Annotated in this window: 12 protein-coding genes; 3 read left to right on the top strand and 9 right to left on the bottom strand. The window is 66.6% G+C overall.

What is annotated here, in order from left to right; all coding sequences use genetic code 11:
- Nucleotides 1–47: 47 nt before the first annotated feature.
- The 4 genes from uvrA to LVJ94_36725 all read right to left on the bottom strand — a co-directional run bounded on the left by uvrA (nucleotide 48) and on the right by LVJ94_36725 (nucleotide 6,993).
- Entirely contained in the window at nucleotides 48–5,396 is a 5,349-nt protein-coding gene (uvrA, locus tag LVJ94_36740) for an excinuclease ABC subunit UvrA (protein WXB02452.1), read from the bottom strand.
- 33 nt (nucleotides 5,397–5,429) lie between these two features.
- A complete protein-coding gene (locus LVJ94_36735) occupies nucleotides 5,430–6,128 on the bottom strand; it encodes a HAMP domain-containing histidine kinase (protein ID WXB02451.1) in 699 nt (232 codons plus the stop codon).
- A gap of 98 nt (nucleotides 6,129–6,226) precedes the next feature.
- Nucleotides 6,227–6,616, bottom strand: a complete 390-nt coding sequence (locus LVJ94_36730; GenBank protein ID WXB02450.1) for a hypothetical protein — start codon at nucleotides 6,614–6,616, stop codon at nucleotides 6,227–6,229.
- The gene (locus LVJ94_36725) at nucleotides 6,613–6,993 is read right to left on the bottom strand and encodes a phage holin family protein (GenBank protein ID WXB02449.1); all 381 of its coding nucleotides are present in this window, start codon (nucleotides 6,991–6,993) and stop codon (nucleotides 6,613–6,615) included. The genes LVJ94_36730 and LVJ94_36725 overlap by 4 nt, the downstream gene beginning before the upstream one ends.
- Before the next feature lie 47 nt (nucleotides 6,994–7,040).
- Between LVJ94_36725 and LVJ94_36720 the strand changes: the two genes are divergently transcribed.
- Complete coding sequence (locus LVJ94_36720) at nucleotides 7,041–8,687, top strand: peptide chain release factor 3 (GenBank protein WXB02448.1); 1,647 nt, start codon at nucleotides 7,041–7,043, stop codon at nucleotides 8,685–8,687.
- Nucleotides 8,688–8,868: 181 nt separating this feature from the next.
- On the opposite strand, the gene LVJ94_36715 is transcribed toward LVJ94_36720, so the two are convergent.
- The 3 genes from LVJ94_36715 to LVJ94_36705 all read right to left on the bottom strand — a co-directional run bounded on the left by LVJ94_36715 (nucleotide 8,869) and on the right by LVJ94_36705 (nucleotide 16,999).
- Nucleotides 8,869–9,951, bottom strand: a complete 1,083-nt coding sequence (locus LVJ94_36715; GenBank protein WXB02447.1) for an aldo/keto reductase — start codon at nucleotides 9,949–9,951, stop codon at nucleotides 8,869–8,871.
- Between the two features lie 105 nt (nucleotides 9,952–10,056).
- Nucleotides 10,057–14,856, bottom strand: a complete 4,800-nt coding sequence (locus tag LVJ94_36710) for a translocation/assembly module TamB (protein ID WXB02446.1) — start codon at nucleotides 14,854–14,856, stop codon at nucleotides 10,057–10,059.
- A gap of 1 nt (nucleotide 14,857) precedes the next feature.
- A complete protein-coding gene (locus LVJ94_36705) occupies nucleotides 14,858–16,999 on the bottom strand; it encodes a BamA/TamA family outer membrane protein (protein WXB02445.1) in 2,142 nt (713 codons plus the stop codon).
- 52 nt (nucleotides 17,000–17,051) lie between these two features.
- Between LVJ94_36705 and LVJ94_36700 the strand changes: the two genes are divergently transcribed.
- Together LVJ94_36700 and LVJ94_36695 are read left to right on the top strand one after the other, a co-directional pair.
- Entirely contained in the window at nucleotides 17,052–17,588 is a 537-nt protein-coding gene (locus tag LVJ94_36700) for a YXWGXW repeat-containing protein (protein WXB02444.1), read from the top strand.
- On the top strand, nucleotides 17,585–17,830 hold the full coding sequence (locus LVJ94_36695; GenBank protein ID WXB02443.1) for a hypothetical protein: 246 nt from the start codon (nucleotides 17,585–17,587) through the stop codon (nucleotides 17,828–17,830). Before LVJ94_36700 ends, LVJ94_36695 begins: the two co-directional genes overlap by 4 nt.
- On the opposite strand, the gene LVJ94_36690 is transcribed toward LVJ94_36695, so the two are convergent.
- Together LVJ94_36690 and LVJ94_36685 are read right to left on the bottom strand one after the other, a co-directional pair.
- Nucleotides 17,738–18,688: a YihY/virulence factor BrkB family protein gene (locus LVJ94_36690; GenBank protein WXB02442.1), complete on the bottom strand. Its 951-nt coding sequence runs from the start codon at nucleotides 18,686–18,688 to the stop codon at nucleotides 17,738–17,740. The two genes, LVJ94_36695 and LVJ94_36690, sit on opposite strands and share 93 nt — an antisense overlap.
- A 41-nt stretch (nucleotides 18,689–18,729) precedes the next feature.
- Nucleotides 18,730–19,215: a hypothetical protein gene (locus LVJ94_36685; protein WXB02441.1), complete on the bottom strand. Its 486-nt coding sequence runs from the start codon at nucleotides 19,213–19,215 to the stop codon at nucleotides 18,730–18,732.
- Nucleotides 19,216–19,300 lie beyond the last annotated feature (85 nt).

Genomic DNA, 19,300 nt, shown 5'->3' with positions numbered 1-19,300 from the left:
TCGTCAACGTCGCCGTCAAGGACTACGCCGACGTCAGACGTCAACGTCTACGGGGCGATGGAGGTCTCTTCGGTGCGGGACCTTGCCGCCCTTTTTTCCTGCGCGAAGTAGCGGCCCGTTGCGGTCTTCGCCTTGGCGAGTTGCTTCGGGGTGCCCTCGAAGACGAGTTGGCCGCCGCCGGAGCCGCCTTCGGGGCCCAGTTCGACGACCCAGTCGGCGCAGGCGATCATGTCGGGGTGGTGCTCGATGATGACGAGGGTGTCGCCGCGTTCGACGAGGCGCTCGAGGGTTGCGATGAGGCGCCGCACGTCGGTGAGATGAAGCCCCGTGGTGGGCTCGTCGAGCACGTAGACGGTGGGCTCGTGGGCCACGCCCGCGGTGAGCTCCGAGGCGAGCTTGAGGCGTTGCGCTTCGCCGCCGGAGAGCGTGTTCGAGCCTTGGCCGAGTTGCACGTAGCCGACGCCGAGCTCGACGAGCGTGGAGAGCGGGCGCGCGATCTTGGGGTGCGCGTGGAAGACGCCCGCGGCATCTTCGCAGGAGAGATGCAACACGTCGCCGATGGTCAAGCCCAGGTAGCGGATGTCCAAGGTGGCGGGCTCGAAGCGCGCGCCGCCGCACGCTTCGCAGGGTGAAACCACGTCGGGGAGGAAGGCCATTTCGGCGACGATCGCGCCCTGGCCCTCGCACGCGGGGCAACGTCCGCCCTTGCCAGCGTTGAAGGAGAAGCGCCCGGGCGTGTAGCCGCGCACCTTCGCCTCGGGCAAGCCCGCGTAGAGGCGGCGGATGTCGTCCCAAATGCCGAGGAAGGTCGCGGGCACCGAGCGCGGCGTGCGCCCGATGGGCGATTGATCGACGGCGAGTGCGCGCCGCACGTACTTCGCGCCCTTGAGCGCGGAGAATTTGCCGGGATCGTCGCCCACGAGACCGAGCTCACGGCGCAGGGCAGGGTAGAAGACCTTGCGCACCAGCGTGCTCTTGCCCGAGCCGCTCACCCCCGCGACCACGGTCATGCGTCCCACGGGGATGCGAAGGTTCACGCCCTGGAGATTGTGCGCGCGTGCGCCGGTGAGCTCGATGAAGCGATCGGCGTCGGGCCGATTCGGCCTGGCCACGCGCGCGGTTTCGACGAGCGCGCGGCCCGTGGGCGAGCGCGGATCGGCGAGCACACGCGTCGCGGGTCCCTCGGCGACGATGTGCCCTCCGAGCCTTCCGCCGCCGGGGCCGAGGTCGATGAGGTGATCGGCGGCCTGGATGGTCTCGGCGTCGTGCTCCACGACGACGACGGTGGAGCCGGTGTCGACGAGGCCGCGCAGGTTCGAGAGCAGATTCTTCGTGTCGCGCGGGTGCAGTCCGATGGTGGGCTCGTCGAGCACGTACAGAGCGCCGGTCAAGCCGCTGCCGAGTTGCGCGCTCAGGCGAAGCCGCTGCATCTCCCCGCCGGAGAGCGTCGCCGCAGGGCGATCCATGGCCAGGTATCCGAGCCCGACGTCGAGCACGAAGGCGAGCCGGCGAAGAAGCTCCGCGTGCGGCGCACGCGCCACCTCGGCATCACGGCCTTGGAATTTCCACTTGCGGGCCTCGGCGAGTGCCGTGGCAACGTCGCGCCCGACGAACTCGGGGTACGTTTCACCTTGCAACCGCACGCGCCGCGGCACGGCGGAGAGGCGGGTGCCGTCGCAGCTGGGGCACGGATCGGGGATCTCGTCCTCGGAGTCGACGGGGGTGAAGCCGGTGCCTTCGCAGGCCTCGCATTGGCCTTGCTTCGTATTGAAAGAGAACCACCGCGGATCGAGCTCGGGCACACCGGTGCCGCAGCGGCTGCAGCTTTGCGTGGTGGACCAGATGCGGTCGTCCACGCGGATGGTGCCGTTGCCGAAGGAGAGCGCCAGGTCGAAGGCTTTTCGATCGAGGGCCTCGAGGCTTCCGGTGTGCACCAGCAGATCGATGGTGTGCTCCTTGGCCTTCGCGAGCTTCGGCGGTGGGTCGATGCTCACGAGATCCTCGTCGACCTCCGCCTCGGTGATGCCGGAGCGCGAGGCCAAGGTGAAGAGATCCTTGTAGGTGCCCTTCCGCGCGCGCACGGCGGGTGCCCAAACGCGGTGCTTTCCGCGGCCGTGTTCGGAGGCGAGGCGCGAGAAGAGCTCGTCGGCGGAAACGGCGGCGACGACCGCGTCGCACTTGGGGCAGTGAAGCTCACCGACCTTGGCGTAGAGCAAGCGGAGGTAGTGCGCGACCTCGGTGACCGTAGCCACCGTGGAGTTGGAGCCCGCGCGCGTGAGGCGCTGTTCGAGCGCGATGGACGGCGGGACGCCGGTGACGCGCTCCACATCGGGCCGCGGCAGCATGGGGAGGAATTGGCGCGCGTAGGGCGTGAGCGTCTCCATGAAGCGACGCTGCCCTTCGGCGAACACGACGTCGAACGCTAGGGAGGACTTGCCCGAGCCACTCGGGCCGGTGATGACGCACAGCGATCCGTGCGGGATCTTGCAGGAGACGGACTTGAGGTTGTGCTCGTGCGCCCTCTCGACGGTGACGGCGTTCACGGGCGCTGCGGGCACGGGCGTGGGCACGGGCACGTTGGCGGGGCGGCGTGACGGGCGGTCGCGCAACGCGATGCCCGTCTTGGTGTCGCAGGCGGCCATGTCCTCGGGCGTGCCCTGCGCGACGATGTTGCCGCCGTAGGGACCGGCGCCGGGCCCCAAGTCGATGACCCAATCGGCGGCGCGGATCACGTCCAGATCGTGCTCCACGACGACGACGCTCGCGCCCTCCTCGACCAGCGACGAGAGCGCGCCGATGACGGAGACCGTGTCCTCGGCGTGGAGGCCGGCGCTGGGTTCGTCGATGACGAAAAGGGTCCCCTGCGCAGGCTCGGTCAGGGCGCGCGCGAGCTTCAAGCGCTGCGCCTCACCGCCGGAGAGCATCGAGAGCGGCTGCCCGAGTGGGAGATACCCGAGGCCGACGCGCACCACCGGCTCGAGGGCACGCTGCAAGACGTAGTCGCGCTGCGACGGGGGATCGAAGATGCGCAGCGCTTCGGAGACGGTCATCTCGAGCACTTGGCTGATGTCGTAGCCGCGGTATTTGACGGCCAGCACTTCGGGGCGGAATCGTTTGCCCTGGCAGACGGCGCAAAGGAGCGTGACGTCGGCGAGGAACTGCATCTCCACGGTTTCGTAGCCTTCGCCGGAGCAGGCTTCGCAACGTCCCGAGCGGGTGCTGTCGCCGCCGACGTTGAAGGAGAAGTGCGAGGCGGTGAAATCGCGCTCCTTGGCCTCCGCGGTGGCGGCGAAGAGGGCGCGGAATCGGTCCCACGCCTTGGTGTACGTGGCGGCGTTGCCGCGGGCGGTGCGGCCGAGCGGGGCCTGGTCGACGAGGCACGCGCGTGCGATGGGCTCGGCGCCGGTGATGCCGTCGTGCTCCCCGGGGCGGGGGACTTGGGAGTCGCCGAGGTTGCGGGCGACGCTGCGGTAGAGGATCTCCTCGACCAGGGTGCTCTTGCCGGAGCCGCTCGGGCCCGTGACGACGCAGAGAACACCGAGGGGGATGTCGACGCTGACGTCGCGGAGGTTGTTCGTGCGGGCGCCCTTGATGGAAAGACGCTCCGTCGCCACGATCTTCGTGCGTCCCCCGGCGCCCGAAAGCCCCGACAACGCGCGGCCCGTCGGCAGATCTTTGCGCTTCGCGAGCGCGGACGGCGTTCCATCGAACAGGATCCGTCCGCCCTCTTTGCCGGCGCCGGGGCCCAACTCGAGAACGCGATCGCACGCGCGCACCACCTCGGCGTCATGCTCGATCACGAGCACCGTGTTGCCCGCGTCGGACAGACGGCGCATCACCTGTGCAAGGGCCGGGACATCGCACGCATGAAGCCCCACGGTGGGCTCGTCCAAGACGAAGAGGGCTCCCGTCAACGACGCACCCAGGGCCGTGGTGAGCCCCGCGCGCTGGGCCTCGCCACCGCTCAACGTGCGGGCCTGGCGATCCAAGGTCAGATACCCCAGACCGACGGCATCGAGGTAACCGAGGCGCGCCGCCAGCTCCTCGCGAAGGCGCTTGCCCTGCGGATCGCGCACCACGATGTCCCGCACGCGCGCCAGCGCATCGGTCACCGCCAGCGCATGCCAGTCGGCCAAATTGAGACTGCCCACCCGGTACGCGAGCGCCGTCTTGTTGAGACGCGAAGCGCTGCACGAGGTGCAGGCCACGTAGTCGCGGTAGCGCGACAGAAAGACGCGCACGTGCATCTTGTACGTGCGCGACTCGAGCCATTTGAACCATGCGCGCACGCCGGGGTACTTCCCCTCGTTCCACGTGCCCTCGCCCTCGATGACCTGCGTGCGCTGCTTGGCCGACAGCTTCTCCCACGCCACGTCGACCGGGATGCGCTGCTGCTTGCAGTACTTCATCAGCACGCCGCGTTCCCACTCCGCGCTCGAGCCGGCCCACGCCTTGATGGCGCCGTCCTCGATGCTCTTTCGCGGATCGGGAATGACCTTGTCCCAATCGATCTCGATGGTGCGCCCGAAGCCGCGGCACGCCTCGCAGGCGCCCAGCGGCGAGTTGTACGAAAACAACGCCGGCCGCGCCGGCTCGAACGCGCGCGCACACTTCGGGCACGAGAGCCCGCGCACCACCGGTACGTGGGAATTCGCGGCCTCGGCGAAGAGCTCTCCCGTGGGCTCGACCCGCAACTCCGCGCGCCCTTCGCCCCGTTCCCAGGCCAGCTCGATGGCTTGCTGCAGGCGCCGCTGGTCCTCGGGCCGCACCACCAGCCGATCGAGCAGCACCTCGACGCGAATGTCCGGCGCCGTCGCCTCGCTGGGGCGCACCTCGTCGATGTCGCGCACCGTCCCACCGACCATCAAGCGGCGGTAGCCATCGCGCACCAGGTTCTCGCGCAGCTCGAAGAAATGCTCGGGGTCTTCCGCGCGAATCGGGTAGCTCACCGTCGCCCGGGCCTTGCCCACTTTGTTCACCAGGGCGCGCGCGGCCTGCTCCGGCGTCGTCGCCACCGCGTCCACGCCGCAATCGGGGCAGGTGGGCACTGCTTCGCGCGCGAACAGCCCCGCGAAGTACGGCTCCAGATCGGCCATCGTGGCCAAGGTCGAACGGCTCGACTTGATCGGCGCGCGCCGGTCCACGGCCACCGTGGCCGCAATCGGATCGAGCTGCTCGATGGGCGGACGCTCGAGCCGCTCGAGAAATTGCCGCGCATACGGGCTGAAGCTCTCCACGAAGCGCCGCTGCCCTTCCGCATACAGCGTGTCGAGCGCCAGCGACGACTTGCCCGCGCCGCTTCGCCCCGTGATGGCCACGAGTTGACCCGGCGAAAGAGTGAGATCGACGTTGCGGAGGTTGTGCGTACGCGCACCACGGAGAACGACCGGCAGCATGAAGGCTGGGCAGTGTAGGGCTGCCCCGGTGCGTTATCTATGGCGTGGCAACGTTATGCGGAAGGTCGCGCCCGTTCGTGCGCCGGCCTCGCTGGTTTCGGCCTCGGTCAGCACCAGCGAAAGCCCGCCCGCGTGCGCCGCGGCAATGCGCCGGGCCAATGCGAGGCCGAGACCGGTACCGCCCTCCCGCCCGCTCACCAGCGGATCGAAAATGTTGGACGCAATTTCCGAAGGCACCCCTGGGCCGTCGTCCCCCACCTCGATCACGATGGCCTGCGCCTCCAGCCACGCGCGCGTCGTGATGGTGGGCGCCTGCGGCTGGCTCGCGTGGATCGCGTTCTCGTACAGCGCGTGAAACAGGCGCGTTGCGAGCCCCGCGTGCGCGCGCACCCGCACGTCGGCCGGCGTGATGGCGTCGTTCCAACGCGCCGCGCCCGTTCCAATCTCGGCCCGCGCCGCCACGAGCACGTCGTAGAGGAGAATCGGCTCCGCGTGCGCCGGCTCGCCGCGCGCGAGCGACATCAGGTCGTCCACGATGGAATGCGCCAGCCGGGCGTGCCGCTCGATCTTGTGGATGTGCGGTGCGCTCGCGGCAGGATCCTGCCGTGCGACGTACGCGCTGGCGGTGATCACCTGCAGCGCATTTCGCAACTCGTGCGCGACTTCCGCTGCGATCTCCCCGATGGCGATGAAGCGCTCGCGCGCCAGCTCGTCGTCCGCCGTGCGACCCACAGCTCTAGCCTAACAGCGGTTCGGCTCCCTTCGTCTTCCCATTTGGAAGAAGAACAAACTGCCGCACGGTCAAAATTTTTCATTCGATGTGAGCTGACCTAAAGAGCCCGCAACAGACGTTTGCCGAATTCATTGGCCGCGAGCAGCAGCAGCGCCAACCCCACGCGTCGTCCCGCCTCGGAGAAAAAGCCCTGCGGGGGCGGCTCGGGAACCAAGCGTTGCACGAGCGCGCGTCGCCAATCGTGTCGAGCACGCTGGAGGGCCCGGTGCTGACGAACCGCCGTGGCGGTGATCCCCACGACGAGCAGTCCCGCCACGGCGAGGCCGACCGGCGCCACCACCGTCTTCGCTTGCTGCCCCATGCGCACGACGCTGTGCCGTCGCCGGTCGAGGACGTCGAGCGTCTCGAAAAGCCTGGTTCGCGCGATCTCCGCCTGTTGCTGAAGCTCAATCTGCCGGGTCGGCTGCCGATCCATTTGAAGCGTCATGCCACGTGCTCCTTGAGTTCTTTGATCTCGCCCTCGATGCGCCGCCGCGTTTCCTCGACGGGCTTTCTCGGCACGAGGCGGTATGCGACTGCGCCCGCCACGCCGGCCACCACCAGGTAAATGCCCGAAATTCCGAGGGCAATGAGGGCCCCGCCGCCGAGCGCGAGCACCACCGCCATCGTCGCCGTGGCCAGAAACAGCAAGGCGGCGACGAACGCGACCGCACCGGCGATGACCGCCCGCTTGGCCGACGCGAGCTGCTCGCGAGCTTCTTCCTTGGCCAACCCCACCTCGATGCGCACGAGTTCCCGTGCGTCATCGAGGGCCCGTTTGATCAGTTCGCCCGTGGGGGTCTCGTCGACCGAACGTGGATCCATGATAGGAAGAGGTGCATTGCCCGTGCCGAAGGACCGTCGCTCGACCCATGGATGACAAGCTTCTCGCCCACCACATTGCCGAACGTCGCACGTTCGCCATCATTTCTCACCCCGACGCGGGCAAGACCACGCTCACGGAGAAGCTGCTGCTTTACGGGGGAGCCATCAAGTTGGCCGGCGCCGTGAAGGCCAAGCGTGGGCGCGCCTCCGCGGTGAGCGACTGGATGGAGATGGAGCGCGAGCGCGGCATCTCCATCACGTCGAGCGTGCTTCAATTCCCGTACCGCGGTCTGGCCATGAACCTGCTGGACACGCCGGGCCACGCCGACTTCAGCGAGGACACGTACCGTACGTTGCACGCCGCCGATGGCGCGGTGATGCTCCTCGACTGCGCCAAGGGCGTCGAGGCGCAGACGAAGAAGCTCTTTCGCGTCTGCCGCCAGCGAAAAATGCCCATCTTCACCTTCGTGAACAAGATGGACCGCCCCGGCCGCGAGCCGTTCGATCTCGTGGGCGAGGTCGAGCACGTGCTCGAGATAGGCGTCTACCCGGTGACGTGGCCCATCTACCGCGGTGCCACGTTCCGCGGCATCGTCTACCGCGGCTTTCACAAGGACGAGCCGAAGCGCGTCTACCTCTTCGACTCGGCGCGCGCCGGCGTTTCCAGCGCGCTGCAAGGCTCGGAGGTGGCGCCGGTCACCGTGACGGGGCTGGACGATCCCGCGCTGATGAACGAGCTCGATGTGGAGGGCTACGAGCGGCTGTGCGAAGAGTCGGCGCTTCTCGACGAAGCAGGGGACGACTTCGACGTCGATCGCTTCCTCGCGGGCGAGGTGTCGCCCATGTTCTTCGGCAGCGCGATGAACAACTTCGGCATCGAGGCGTTCCTCGAGGCCTTCTGCCAGCGCATGCCGGCGCCGGTGGCGCGCGAAGGCTCCAAGGGACGCGTCGATCCACTGGAGCCGTTCAGCGCCTTCATCTTCAAGATTCAGGCGAACATGGATCGCGCGCACCGCGATCGCGTCGCGTTCATGCGCGTGTGCTCGGGCCGGTTCGAGCGCGGCATGCGCGTGCACCACGTGCGCAGCAAGAAGGACATGCGCCTGGCCAATCCGACGACGTTCCTCGCGCAAGAGCGCACCATCGTCGACGAGGGCTTCGCCGGCGACGTCCTCGGCATCTACGACCCGGGCGTCTTCGAGATCGGCGACACGCTCACCTCGGGCGCGAGTTTCACCTTCGAAGAGATCCCAAGCTTCTCGCCCGAGTACTTCGTGCGCGTGGGCATGCTGGATCCGATGCGCCGCAAGCAGCTCAAACGCGGCCTCGACGCGCTCGCCCAAGAGGGGACCATTCAGCAATACATCCCGGAGCGAGGCGGCGACCCGATCTTGGGCGCCGTCGGCCGGCTCCAGCTCGAGGTGGTGAAACACCGCCTCAAGTCGGAATACGACGTCGACGCACGCCTCGAACCGATGCAGTGCGAGTTCGTGCGCTGGGTCTCACGCGAAGACGGCACTGACCTCGATCTTCTCGCCTTCGATCGCGAACGCGTGGGCATCCCCGCCCGCGACGTGCGCGGCCGCGCCGTCGTCCTCTTCGCCGGCGAGTGGCAATTGAACAGCGCCAAACGCGAATTCTCGGGCATCAAATACACCGAAACCGCCTTCGGCACCGCCGTGAACACCCGCTAGTCCCAATCAGCGGCCGGAGAAATTCACAGGAAGACGGGAAGACGGAAAGGTTTTGAGGGTTTCCAGTTGGCCTAGTGAGCCAACTGGAAAACCCAAAAAAGAGCCTTCTGTGCCGAGAAGGCAGGTTCCCTTCCCGCCTTCCCGTCTTCCTGTGAATTCTCTCCGGCCGTTCCAATGAGGGCTAGAGCGAGCTGCAGTCTTCTTTGATGCAGTCGGTGTCGAGCCACCAGGGGTGGGTGGTGGTGGCGTCGAGTTCTTCGGTGGTTTTGAAGACCTCGTAGCGGCCGGTCAGGGCGGCGTCGCGGGTGCGGGCGAGGAGTTCGCGCACTTGGGCCTTGGACATGGGTTTGAAGGTGCGCGCGGCGCGGATGGCTTGATCGAGAATGGCCATGCTGTCGCAGCCGGTGACCACCACCGACGTGGGAAGGTTCATGGCGTAGTGAATGCACTCGATGGCATTGACCACGCCGCTCTGCAAAATCACGCCGTTGCCCGTGGACTTCATGCCCAGCACGCCGATGCCTTTTCGCAAAAGCACCGGGAGCACGTGGTGCTCGAAGCTGCGGAAGTGTGCATCCATGACGTTGAGCGGCATTTGCACGGTGTCGAAACAGAATCCGTATTTGTCGGCTGTCTCGAGCATCTTCAAGTGAATGCTCGGGTCCTTGTGGCCCGTGAATCCAATGAAGCGGATCTTGCCCGCCTGGCGCGCCTCGATGAGTGCCTCGATGCCGCCCTCCTTGAAGGCGCGTTCGGGATCGCTGTCGCGAATCACCTCGTGGACCTGCACCAGGTCGATCATGTCCGTGCGCAATCGCCGCAGTGACTGCTCGAGCTGCCCTTTGGCCGAGGCGCGGGTGCGGCCGTCGAGCTTCGTCATCAAAAAGACGCGATGGCGGTAGCCATGGCGGAGCGCGAGGCCCATGCGCCGCTCCGCCTCGCCATCGTGGTAATCCCAGCAATTGTCGAGGAAGTTAATCCCGCGATCGATCGCCGATTGAATGATGCGAATCGATTCGCTCACCTGCAGCTGCGGAACGGAGGCGTGCCATCCGCCCAGCCCCACCATCGAAACGGAAACACCGGTCTTGCCGAGTTTTCGCCGGGGGATGGCAAGGCTTTCGTCTTCCGTGAGGGCCGAAGACGATTGGCCTTCATCGGCCTGCAATTCCTGATTGCAGGCGTTCGCGAGGATCGACAAGGCGATCGACCCGAGAAAGGTACGACGCGGAATGCCAGAGTTACCTGAGTGGTCGGCGCTCATAGCGACGAGCTTCGCATGCCCCAAGCGCGTCATTCATCTACGAATTGGACATCACCCAAGATACGAGTCGCGACGCGACTTGGAACTACGCTTGAGCCGCGGGGTTCAATATCGCCTTTGCCAAATCAAATCGATCATCGAACTGCCCTTGTCGCCCACCGTGGTTTCCACCGACCAATTCGTGCGAAATCGCCAATCGACGGTGGCAAGGTTTCGGTCCGGTTGGTCGAATGGCAAACGCCCAAAGACGGTGGCGAGCTGCAACGAAATGCGCCGCGATATCTGGAATTCCACCTCCGGCCGAGGATTGGCAGAGCTGGAGGTGTCCAGCCGTACGCTCACCACGTCGCTGCCGGTGATGTCCTCGAGGGCCTTGTTCAGCCCCTGCGTCGCAAACCCTCCGCCCACGCCCACGGCCTGCGTCGTGCCGCTGGCCGAGCGCGGCTTCGGCGCGTTTCCGCCTTGGTCCGTGCCGTAAAGGATCAGGGCCAGAATGTCATTTTGCGAGCGGGCCGGTTCGGAACGCAGGTTCACTTTGCCGGTCTTGAGGGGGCCCAGATAGTCGGCATAAACACGCGCGCCGTTCGGAGCCGACCAACCCGCGGTGACGACGATCACCGGGTTGCTCGGATCGCCCGTGAAGGTGACCGTACCCTTTTCGATTTCGAAGCGCTTGCCCTGCACCTCGAGATTCCCGCCCAGGAGGCGAAGTTGCCCAGTCATCTTCGTCTCGCCGTTGACGGCGACGGCCGTATCGCCGGTCATCTGGATGCGGATGTCCGAGCCGCGTCGCACCTCGATGTCGTGGCCGAGCTTCGTGCGAATGGTGAGCTTCGTCTGGGCCCCTGCCGGCTTTACTTCCTCCGGCTCGTATTCCTGTGGCGTCAGCGGCAGCAGCGTGAGCTCCTTGGGCTTGCGGTGCACGCCGACTCGGATTTTCTCCGCGCGGTCCAGGTCCAACACGGCGTGGCTCGACGTGTCGGGAAGCTTGATGTGCATGGAGGGCACATCCACATCGACGGTCATGGCCTTCTGCGCCGGATCGCCCGCCGCGCGAATGGAAAGCTTGCCGAACACCTCGCCCAGCTCCTCGCCGTGAAGGCTGATGGGGAAGGCCTCGCCCCTGGGGATCTCGAACGAGGCATTTGCGTCCAGGAGCTTCAACCCCGCGAGCCGCACCGAAGCCTCGCCGGTCACGTGCCCTTCGTCGGTGCGCGCTTCGATGCCATCGACTCGCACGCGCCCTCCGCGCTCGATGACCACGTTGGCGCGCAGGCCTTGGAGCTTTTCGCCGAGGATCGGCAGCTCCACCGTGCCATCGCGAAGCGAAATGTTGCCCTCCATGGTCGGGTGCTCTTCGTCCTCCTCGTCCTTCGTCTGCGCGTGCGTGGGCGGCGGAAGGAACACGTGCGCGTCGGCGTGCACGCGCCCGTCGATGTCGCTCACCGTGGGCTGCAGGAAGGGGAGCAGGGCCGCGATGCGGAAGCCCTCGGCCTTGATTTCCGCCTCGACGGGCTTCGTCCGATCGAGCGCCGGCGCGACTTGGGCGCCCCAAACGGACTTGCCGCGCACGTCCACCTGCGCGAATCCGTCTTTCTGATCGAAGCGCACGTGCGCCCGCGCCCCCGCGTCGTCCAAGTCGGCCGAGACCTTGGCCCCGGTGTATTCCGCGCGCCCCACGCGCAATCCCTCGAAGCGCACCTCGGCATGCGCGCGGCCGTTGCGGTGAAGGTCGGTGATGTCGAACTCGCCGCTGACATGGCCGCGCATGTTTCGATCCGAGAAGAAGGCGACGCTCTCCAGCGGGAAGCTCTTGATCTTCGCGTGGGCGGTCGCATCCCACGCGGGGCCCTTCTTCGGCGGGTGCAGAAGGTCCGCGAGCTTCACGTTCGCATCCGCGTGCAGCGCGAACACCTCCTGGCGCGGCGTATCCGGCACGGTGGCGGCGGCCGTCGCATTTTGCTGGGCGCGTTGCAGGCGTGTGGCGCCCTTTTGCGGCTCTGGCAAGCGCACCGAGATGCCCGCCGTCGCCTTTCCACCATTGTATTGTGCAAGCAAATCGACGCTGGTCGCCGGGTAGTCGGCCCCGCGGCGGCGTTTGACGTCGATGGCGTGGGCCGCGAGCCCGATGCGCGGCTCGAGGGCCGTGCCCTCCACGCGCAGCGCGAAGTCGACCTCGCCCAGGAGCTCTTTCGTGCCCAAGAGGGCCGGCAAGCTATCGAGCCTGCGTCGCGGAATGCTGAGCTTCGCCGACCAAGGCGAACGCTCCAAGAGACCCATGGCGTGCGCCGGGTGACCGGCCATCTCGTCGCGCAGCAGTTTGCGGTACGGGATCGTGCCCTCGGCATCGAACTCGACGAGCGGCGATGTCGCGTCGGCGACCTTTGCCGAGATGTGGCTCGTGCCGTCCTCGCCGTTGATGGTCGCGTCGAGCGCGAAGTCGACCCCCTCGAGCTTCCACGCGGGCGGGGCCACGACCTTGTTGCCATCGGCATCGACGAAGCGCTTGCGCCGAGCCTGCAGCGCCAGTTTTTCCGTGCGCACCGAGAGCGTCAGATCCGGCTCCTCGTGCCCCTGGTCGCGCTCGAGGTCGAGGTTCACCAGCAGGGTGCCGTCGGTGGGCCGGAACGGCGTGGTTTTCGGAATGAGGTCGCGCATCTCGTCGATGTCGAGCGTGCTCTCGATGTGGACCTTGCCGATGACCTTTTCCCACGCATTGGGATCGAGCGGCGAGCCGGGGAGTTTCAACGTCGTCGTCTCGATGTCCACCGAGCCGCGACGCGCCGAGGCAGCATGCACCTTGAGTTCGACGTTCTTGTCGTCGAACGTCGCATGGAGGTTCGCGCTCGCGTCCTCCACGGCGCCGACTTTCGCGTGCTTCAACCCGAGGGCGACCGTGCCGTCGACGCCCTTGGGGTGCACGACCAGGTCGACGTCGCAATCGAGTGTGCCGGCACGGATCAACGCCGGATCGAGCTGCGCCAGGCGCGATACCTTGGTGAGGTCGAGCCCTTCGTTGCGCAGGCGGACGCGGATGCCCTCCTTGTTGCGCTCCGCGCGGACCATCATGGGCGCGCCCAGGCCCTTGATGACCGTGTCCTCGACGAGGATCCCATTCTTGCCGATGTGGATGCGCTCCGCGCGCGTGACCATCGCCACGTCGGGCTCCACGAAGTCGAGCCGCACGTCGCGCAAGGTGACGCCGTCGGCGACCTGCACCGCGGCGCCGACCTCGATGCGGGTCTCGTCCTGGCCGTGCGCCACTGCCCCGATGACCGGCGCCAGGACCGGCCCGCGCACCTGCACGGTTACCTCGGGAAAATGGCGGCCCTGCGCATCGAGATCGTTGCCCTCGATGTTGGCGTCGACGAACGGATTCGTGAGCTCGCCGGTGACGCGTCCGCCGATGTGCACCGTGCGAAGGGCCACGCCGGACTGCTCGATGCCGCGCCCCTCGACGTCGACGCGCGCGTCGATGGTGGGGCTTCCCAGCTTGATCACGCCGCGCGTGTGGACGTCGACCGCGCCCTGCGCGATGGGGCCGACGCGACGAATTCCATCGAGGCTGGGGATGTGCGTGTGCGTTTCGAATTTGACCGTGGGCTCGGGGCGCTTGCCGTTGAACGAGGCGATGATCTCCGTCGGTGCGCCTGGCTCGTCGACGTGGCCGCGCACGCTGATGCGCGTGCCCTGGACCTTGCCTTGGAGCTTCACGGACGGAACGCGCTGGCCGGCCACCTCGCCGGGTAGCACGCGCACCTCGTAGGTCCCCTGCGGATCGCCGTGTTCGTCGAGCCGGACGGAGGCCTTCACGTCGGCCGAGAGGTCCGACGGGGGCGCGGTCGACGAGAATGCGCGCACGTCGACGTCGCGCACCTCCGTCGTGAGGTCCACCGACGTTACCGGTGCAACGCGCACGTCGCCGGCCACGTGAACCTTCGCGGGCTTGGCCCCGGCCTCGCGCTCGAAGGCCACGTCGGCGGTGACCGCAAGGCGCGGCAAGGTGCCGTGGGCCTCCGCGTGGACCTTGCCGTCGGCGCCCCACTCGACCTCGGGCGCGAGGGCACGCAGGCGATCGCGCGTGGCGTGCGGCAGGTCCACCACCGCGTCGACGCGTGAGCCATCCATCGAGGCATTCACCGTGGCGGGGATCCCCGCGACGTCGCCGGCAAACGTCGCCGTCAGCCCCATTTCTTGCCCCGTGGCCGACGGCATCGCGATGTGCGCCGTGAGATCGCCTTGCGGGTTCGCACCCCTGGGCAGCGCCCGGGTGACGAGCTTCGCCTGCTTCACGTCGATGGTGATGCCCGGCTCGACGAGCACCGCGACGCGTGCCTCGTTCACCTCGGCGTCGATGGGCGGGGCGCCGCCCATCGTGCCGTGCACCCACACATGATGAAGCGCGATGTTGGGAATGCCCACGTTCACGCCGCGCCCGGGGGGCGCATCCGGAGGGCTCGGCGACACCGACTCGAATGCGTGCGCAAGGCCCAGCGAGCCCGAGGAATCCGAATCGAGCGACACCTCCGCGGCATCGACGGAAAGCTCCGGCAGGACGATGCGAATGGCCCCCTTCTCGCGGAGCAAGGAGCGCACGAGATCGCGCGTGTCGATGGACGCGTTCACGCCGTCGAGCCAGGCCACGCGCTTGCCGTCGGGATCGTCCAACGTGGCGCTGACGCCGCGCAGCTCGCTCACCCCGCCGAGTCCAATGCGACCGATGCGCTGGACGGTGAGCTTGCCCTGAAACGTCGTCGCGAGCACGTTGTTCACCTGCGCGGCGATGACCCTTCGGGTGGCCGGCAGGTTGATGTGCAAGAGCACGCCGCCCACGGTCGCTACGGCGAAGGTGACGGCCGTTCCGATCACCGCACCGAAGACACCCAGGGTCCGGCGCAATCTCATCTCAAAAGCTCTCCCCGATGCCGAACGCAATCGCTATGGGGATGCCGAGAATGTCGCCCGGGTCGCCCTCTTCGAATTTCTCTTGGGGCGTGAGGTCCTTGAGCACCTGCAAGCCGGGGATTCGGTAGCCGAGGTCGAGCCGGATAGGCCCTACCGGTGTGTCGTAACGGATCCCGAGCCCGCACGAAAGGTGCGGCCGATCCAAACGGAAGCTCACGCGCTGAGGCGAAACATCGCTCGCGTCGCAGAACGCCGCGGTGCTGAGTGGACCCGAGAGGGGAACGCGCACCTCGAGGGAGGTTTCCCAAAGTGTGAAACCCCCAACGGCGATACCGCATTGCGGTTGCGGTATCTGCGGCAGTCCCGCCGTGTTGACCGAGGCGCACTCGGGCTCGTCCAATTGGAGCGAGGCCAGGTCCGGATTGAGAAATGGAACGATGGCGTGCGGACCGATGCTGCGCAGCGCATAGCCGCGGTTCGAGCTCGAGCCGCCGGAGAACAGGCCGCGGAAGTACATGATCTGGAAATCGCGCGTTCGCTCCGCCCGCTGCGCATTGTTCTTGGGATCGAGCTCCTCGCCCAATTTGTTGCGCACCACCTCACCGTAATTGAATGGAAAGAGGAAGCCGACGCTCAACCGCATCGCCAAGGTGATCTTGTGCGGCAACGGAATGTACGCACGCGCATCCGGCTGGATCTTGATGTCCGATGCGTGGCCGCCAAAGATTCCGCCTGCGACTTGCAAGTTGTTCCCCAGATAGAAACCCTTGTGAGGGTGAACCCGGTTGTCACGAAGGTCCAGGTTCGTGATCAGCTCGGGGCCGGAGATGACCAATGTACGCAGTGCATCGTCCTTCTCACCCAAATACGAAAACGGGTAGGCGACATTCACGCTCTGCACGAGGGCGGCGTAGATTTTCCCGAAGGTACGGTCGACTCCCACCGCGGTCTTGGCCTCCGCGTATCCAATGACCGGCGCCGTATCGATGTACTTCGTATCGATCGGTGGGATGAAGGGAATGACGTTGAATTCCGGGCGAATGAAGCCAGAGGTCCGCGCCTCGAGAAAGCCTGGCTGCCTCAGTTCGATGCGCAGTTTTTCCATGGGAAGGAAATCCCGCGGCATGACGATGTTGTCGGCCCGCAGCGGATAGAACACCAGGCCCGGTCGAAACTGCACCGACAGCGTGCGCAATCCACCGAGGTAATTGTGGTGCTCCCACCCAAAGAGTAAGTGAACGTCGGAGCGAATCTTGTCGAACTCGATACCGCCGCCCAACTTGATGGTGCGCAGCTTCGACGGTTCCAATTTGACGTGGAGGGGCACCTTCCCCGTCTCGGGGTGCTCCAAGTCCGGAATGATCTCCACGGAGCTGAAGACCTGCAGATCGAGCAAGGCCTGCTGGGCGGCGTCGAGATCGGCCGTGGAGTACGGCTCGCCGGGGTTGATGTCCAGCGCGCGCTTCACCGGCTCGAGTGGAATGTCGCCGTTGCCCTCGTAGGTCACCTCGCCGAATTGCACCTTCTTGCCCAAGGTGACGGTGAACGAGACGTCCGCCGTGTGCGCGACCAGATCGACGCTGGCATCGCGGTCGGCCTTGGCGTAGGCGAAGCCGCGGTCGGTGAGCGCACGCACGACCTGAATCTCCGCGTCTTTGTATTTGTCCTCGTCGAAGGGCTGATCGTCCGGCAGCGTCTTGCGGATGGCACGGCGCACGGCGCGGGACTCACGCGGAGAGAGGCTCTCGATGCCATGCAGGGCCACGCTGTGCACGACGATCGCTTTTCCTTCTTCCACCACGACTTCGACCCGCACGTGGTTCTCGGAAATGCGCGTGATACGCCCGGCGCGGGCGTGCGCATCGTAGAAACCACGGGCGCGGTAAAATCGTTCCACGCGGGCCAAGTCGCGTTGGAAGACGAACCGGTCGTATAGCTCGTACTCGAAGACCACGCCGCGAAACATGCCCAGGAACTTCGGCGTCTCGGCGGTGGCCAGGCGCTCCTCGATGTCCGAGTCTTCGACCTTCGAGCTGCCACGGATGGTGACCGTGTCGATCGCCGAGCGCCCCTTGGGGATGGACGTGCACCCCGTGAGCGTCAAAAGCAGCACCGCCAAGAAGGCAAGGATGCTGCTAGACAAAGGAGACCCGGAAAGTCGAAGAGACAAGCTGGGAAACCATAATGTGATGCGCGTGGGTAAGAAAACGGCTTTCGTCTCTCTTCTGGCTCCGGCGGTGGGGGGCACCGCAGTGGGATGGCTTTTCGCCTGCGGGCCGTCGCGACTTCCAGCTCCGAAATACGTGGGGCAGGACACCTCGGCGCTGATGGAGGTCCCTTATCCGCCGCCGCCGGCGCACACCGAGCGCGTTCCGGAGTCTCCCGCCAAGGGGGCCGTCTGGCTGGACGGGGAATGGGTCTGGGACGGACGGCGCTGGTCCTGGCGGCAGGGCCGTTGGGTCATGGCTCCGTCCAATGCCAAGTTTTCGCCGTGGACGACCGTGCGCGGGCACGATGGCACGTTGTATTTCGCGTCGGGCGTGTGGAAGGACGCGGGCGGCAAGATCATTGCTGATCCCAAGCCGCTCCTCGGTGCGCGCACGGGGAGCAGCCCCATCGTTGGTCCAGAAGGAGAACCGTTCCCGACCGGGGCCACCATCCAGGCCATCGAGGACGCTGGGGCCGACGGAGGCGACAGAGGAGACAAAGGAGGAAAGAGCAGCAAGCCATGAAAGACACGCTCACGGTTCTGGCCACGGTGCTCTTCTTCGCACTGCTCGTGACGGTGCACGTTGCCATTGCGGCGGGCCTCTCGAGGCGGCCTCCGCGCGCGCGTGCGCTGCTGGCGCTGGTGGCGTTCCCGCTGGCGCCGTACTTCGCCCTACGGGAGCAAATGCGCCTCAGGGCGGTGCTTTGGCTCCTGGCGCTGTTCGGCTACGGGGCCGCGCTCGTCGTGTCGTTCCTCGGTCGGTGAGGCAAGGCTGCCATACCGCTCGGCATAGACGCGGGCGAACTCGGCCCCGTAAAACACGAGAAGGCTCACCAGGTAGATCCAGGTGAGAAGCGCCAGCACGGCGCCGACGGCCCCGTACGCGCTGTAGCTCGCGACGGTGGTCAGGTACAGCGTGAGCAAGCGCTTCACCAAGGTGAAGGCGATGGCGGTGAGGAGTCCTCCGCCAAGGACGTCGCGCCATTTGGCGTGGCAATCGGGGACGACCCGAAAGAGCGCCGCGAAGAAGAAGGTGAGAAAGCCGATCGAGATGGCATGTTCGAACAGCGTCCACCCCCAGGCGATGGGAAGTGCGTCGCGCGCACTGTCGGTGAGCGCCGACAGCACGGTGCTGGCGACCAGCGAAACCAGCAGAAAAAGCGCGGCACCGAGCACGAGGAGCATCGCCATGGCCTTGTCGCGCACCGTCGCGAGAAGGGATTGCACGATGGTGCCGCTGGGGCGCTCCTCGCATCGCCATATCTTGTTGAGCGACGTATCGAGCTCGCTGAAGACCGCGCTGGCCGAGAGCACGAAGGCCACGATACCGACCACGGTGCTGATGCCGCGCGCGGTCTGGTGCGTCTGCATGTTGGCCAAGGTTTGATCGATGAGGCTCTGCGCCCCGGGCGCCCCCGTGTTGGCGAACGACTGGACGATCTTGGCGCGCGTGGCTTCGTCGTCGCCGAGGAAGAACCCCAGGCCCGTCACCGCGAGCATCAGAAGGGGAAAAAGCGAGAAGAGCGCGTAGTACGCCAGGGATGCGCCCATGCGGTGGCACTTGTCGTCGCTCCAGCGGACGCCCGCCTCGGAGAAGAGGTCGATGAGCTTCTTGATGGCCATGATGCACCTCGCTCGCCGCTCCGACGAGGCAAGGTGTGTGCTCACCATCGGAGCAACGCCGGCGGTGCGAGCTGCAGCTGGGCAGGCTGACCCGACGAAGCTGGCGCAGGACGATGAGGTGGGCCCAACAGAGGGTGCTCGTGCGAGACGCCGCGGATCAACAGATCGAGCCCCCACGCCACACCGAGGCCGACCACCATGCCGATCGCGCCCCAGGTGAAGTCCTTCCACGAGGGGTCCCCGTGGCCCATGCCGTCGTACACTTCTTTGCCGGCGGCGAGCACCAGGGTGGTGCCGGCCCCGAGGAGCAGCGGCGGATACCGGGCCTCGAACTGCGTGGCCGCAAGGGTGTAGGTTCCGCCCGCGATGAGCGCCGCCACCGAGAAATGCAGCGTTTTATCGCGGCCAAACCATGGATCGGGGTCCGAAGCGGCCTCCGCACGGCCGGACGCGAGAAGGACGAGCATCACCAGAAAAACGACGGGGCGAAGGAAAGGGCGCACGAGGGTGGCCTGTCCGATTAGCATGGCGCCGAACGACAGGCCCATGGCCAGAGGCGACAAGCTCGGCTTGACCTCGCCCTTCGGGTGCCGTTCGCGTATTCTTCACCCG

It is taken from the genome of Sorangiineae bacterium MSr11367 (assembly GCA_037157805.1).
GTDB lineage: Bacteria > Myxococcota_A > Polyangia > Polyangiales > Polyangiaceae > Pendulispora > Pendulispora rubella.
Note: the sequence above shows the minus strand (reverse complement) of the source record. Positions and strands in the feature narration are given on the sequence as shown.

What these genes read in the sequence shown, in the direction of transcription:
- uvrA (WXB02452.1), bottom strand. Translation starts at nt 5,396, where the DNA reads ATGCTGCCGGTCGTTCTCCGTGGTGCGCGTACGCACAACCTCCGCAAC.
- LVJ94_36730 (WXB02450.1), bottom strand. Translation starts at nt 6,616, where the DNA reads ATGACGCTTCAAATGGATCGGCAGCCGACCCGGCAGATTGAGCTTCAG.
- LVJ94_36725 (WXB02449.1), bottom strand. Translation starts at nt 6,993, where the DNA reads ATGGATCCACGTTCGGTCGACGAGACCCCCACGGGCGAACTGATCAAA.
- LVJ94_36720 (WXB02448.1), top strand. Translation starts at nt 7,041, where the DNA reads ATGGATGACAAGCTTCTCGCCCACCACATTGCCGAACGTCGCACGTTC.
- LVJ94_36715 (WXB02447.1), bottom strand. Translation starts at nt 9,951, where the DNA reads ATGAGCGCCGACCACTCAGGTAACTCTGGCATTCCGCGTCGTACCTTT.
- LVJ94_36710 (WXB02446.1), bottom strand. Translation starts at nt 14,856, where the DNA reads ATGAGATTGCGCCGGACCCTGGGTGTCTTCGGTGCGGTGATCGGAACG.
- LVJ94_36695 (WXB02443.1), top strand. Translation starts at nt 17,585, where the DNA reads ATGAAAGACACGCTCACGGTTCTGGCCACGGTGCTCTTCTTCGCACTG.
- LVJ94_36690 (WXB02442.1), bottom strand. Translation starts at nt 18,688, where the DNA reads ATGGCCATCAAGAAGCTCATCGACCTCTTCTCCGAGGCGGGCGTCCGC.
- LVJ94_36685 (WXB02441.1), bottom strand. Translation starts at nt 19,215, where the DNA reads ATGCTAATCGGACAGGCCACCCTCGTGCGCCCTTTCCTTCGCCCCGTC.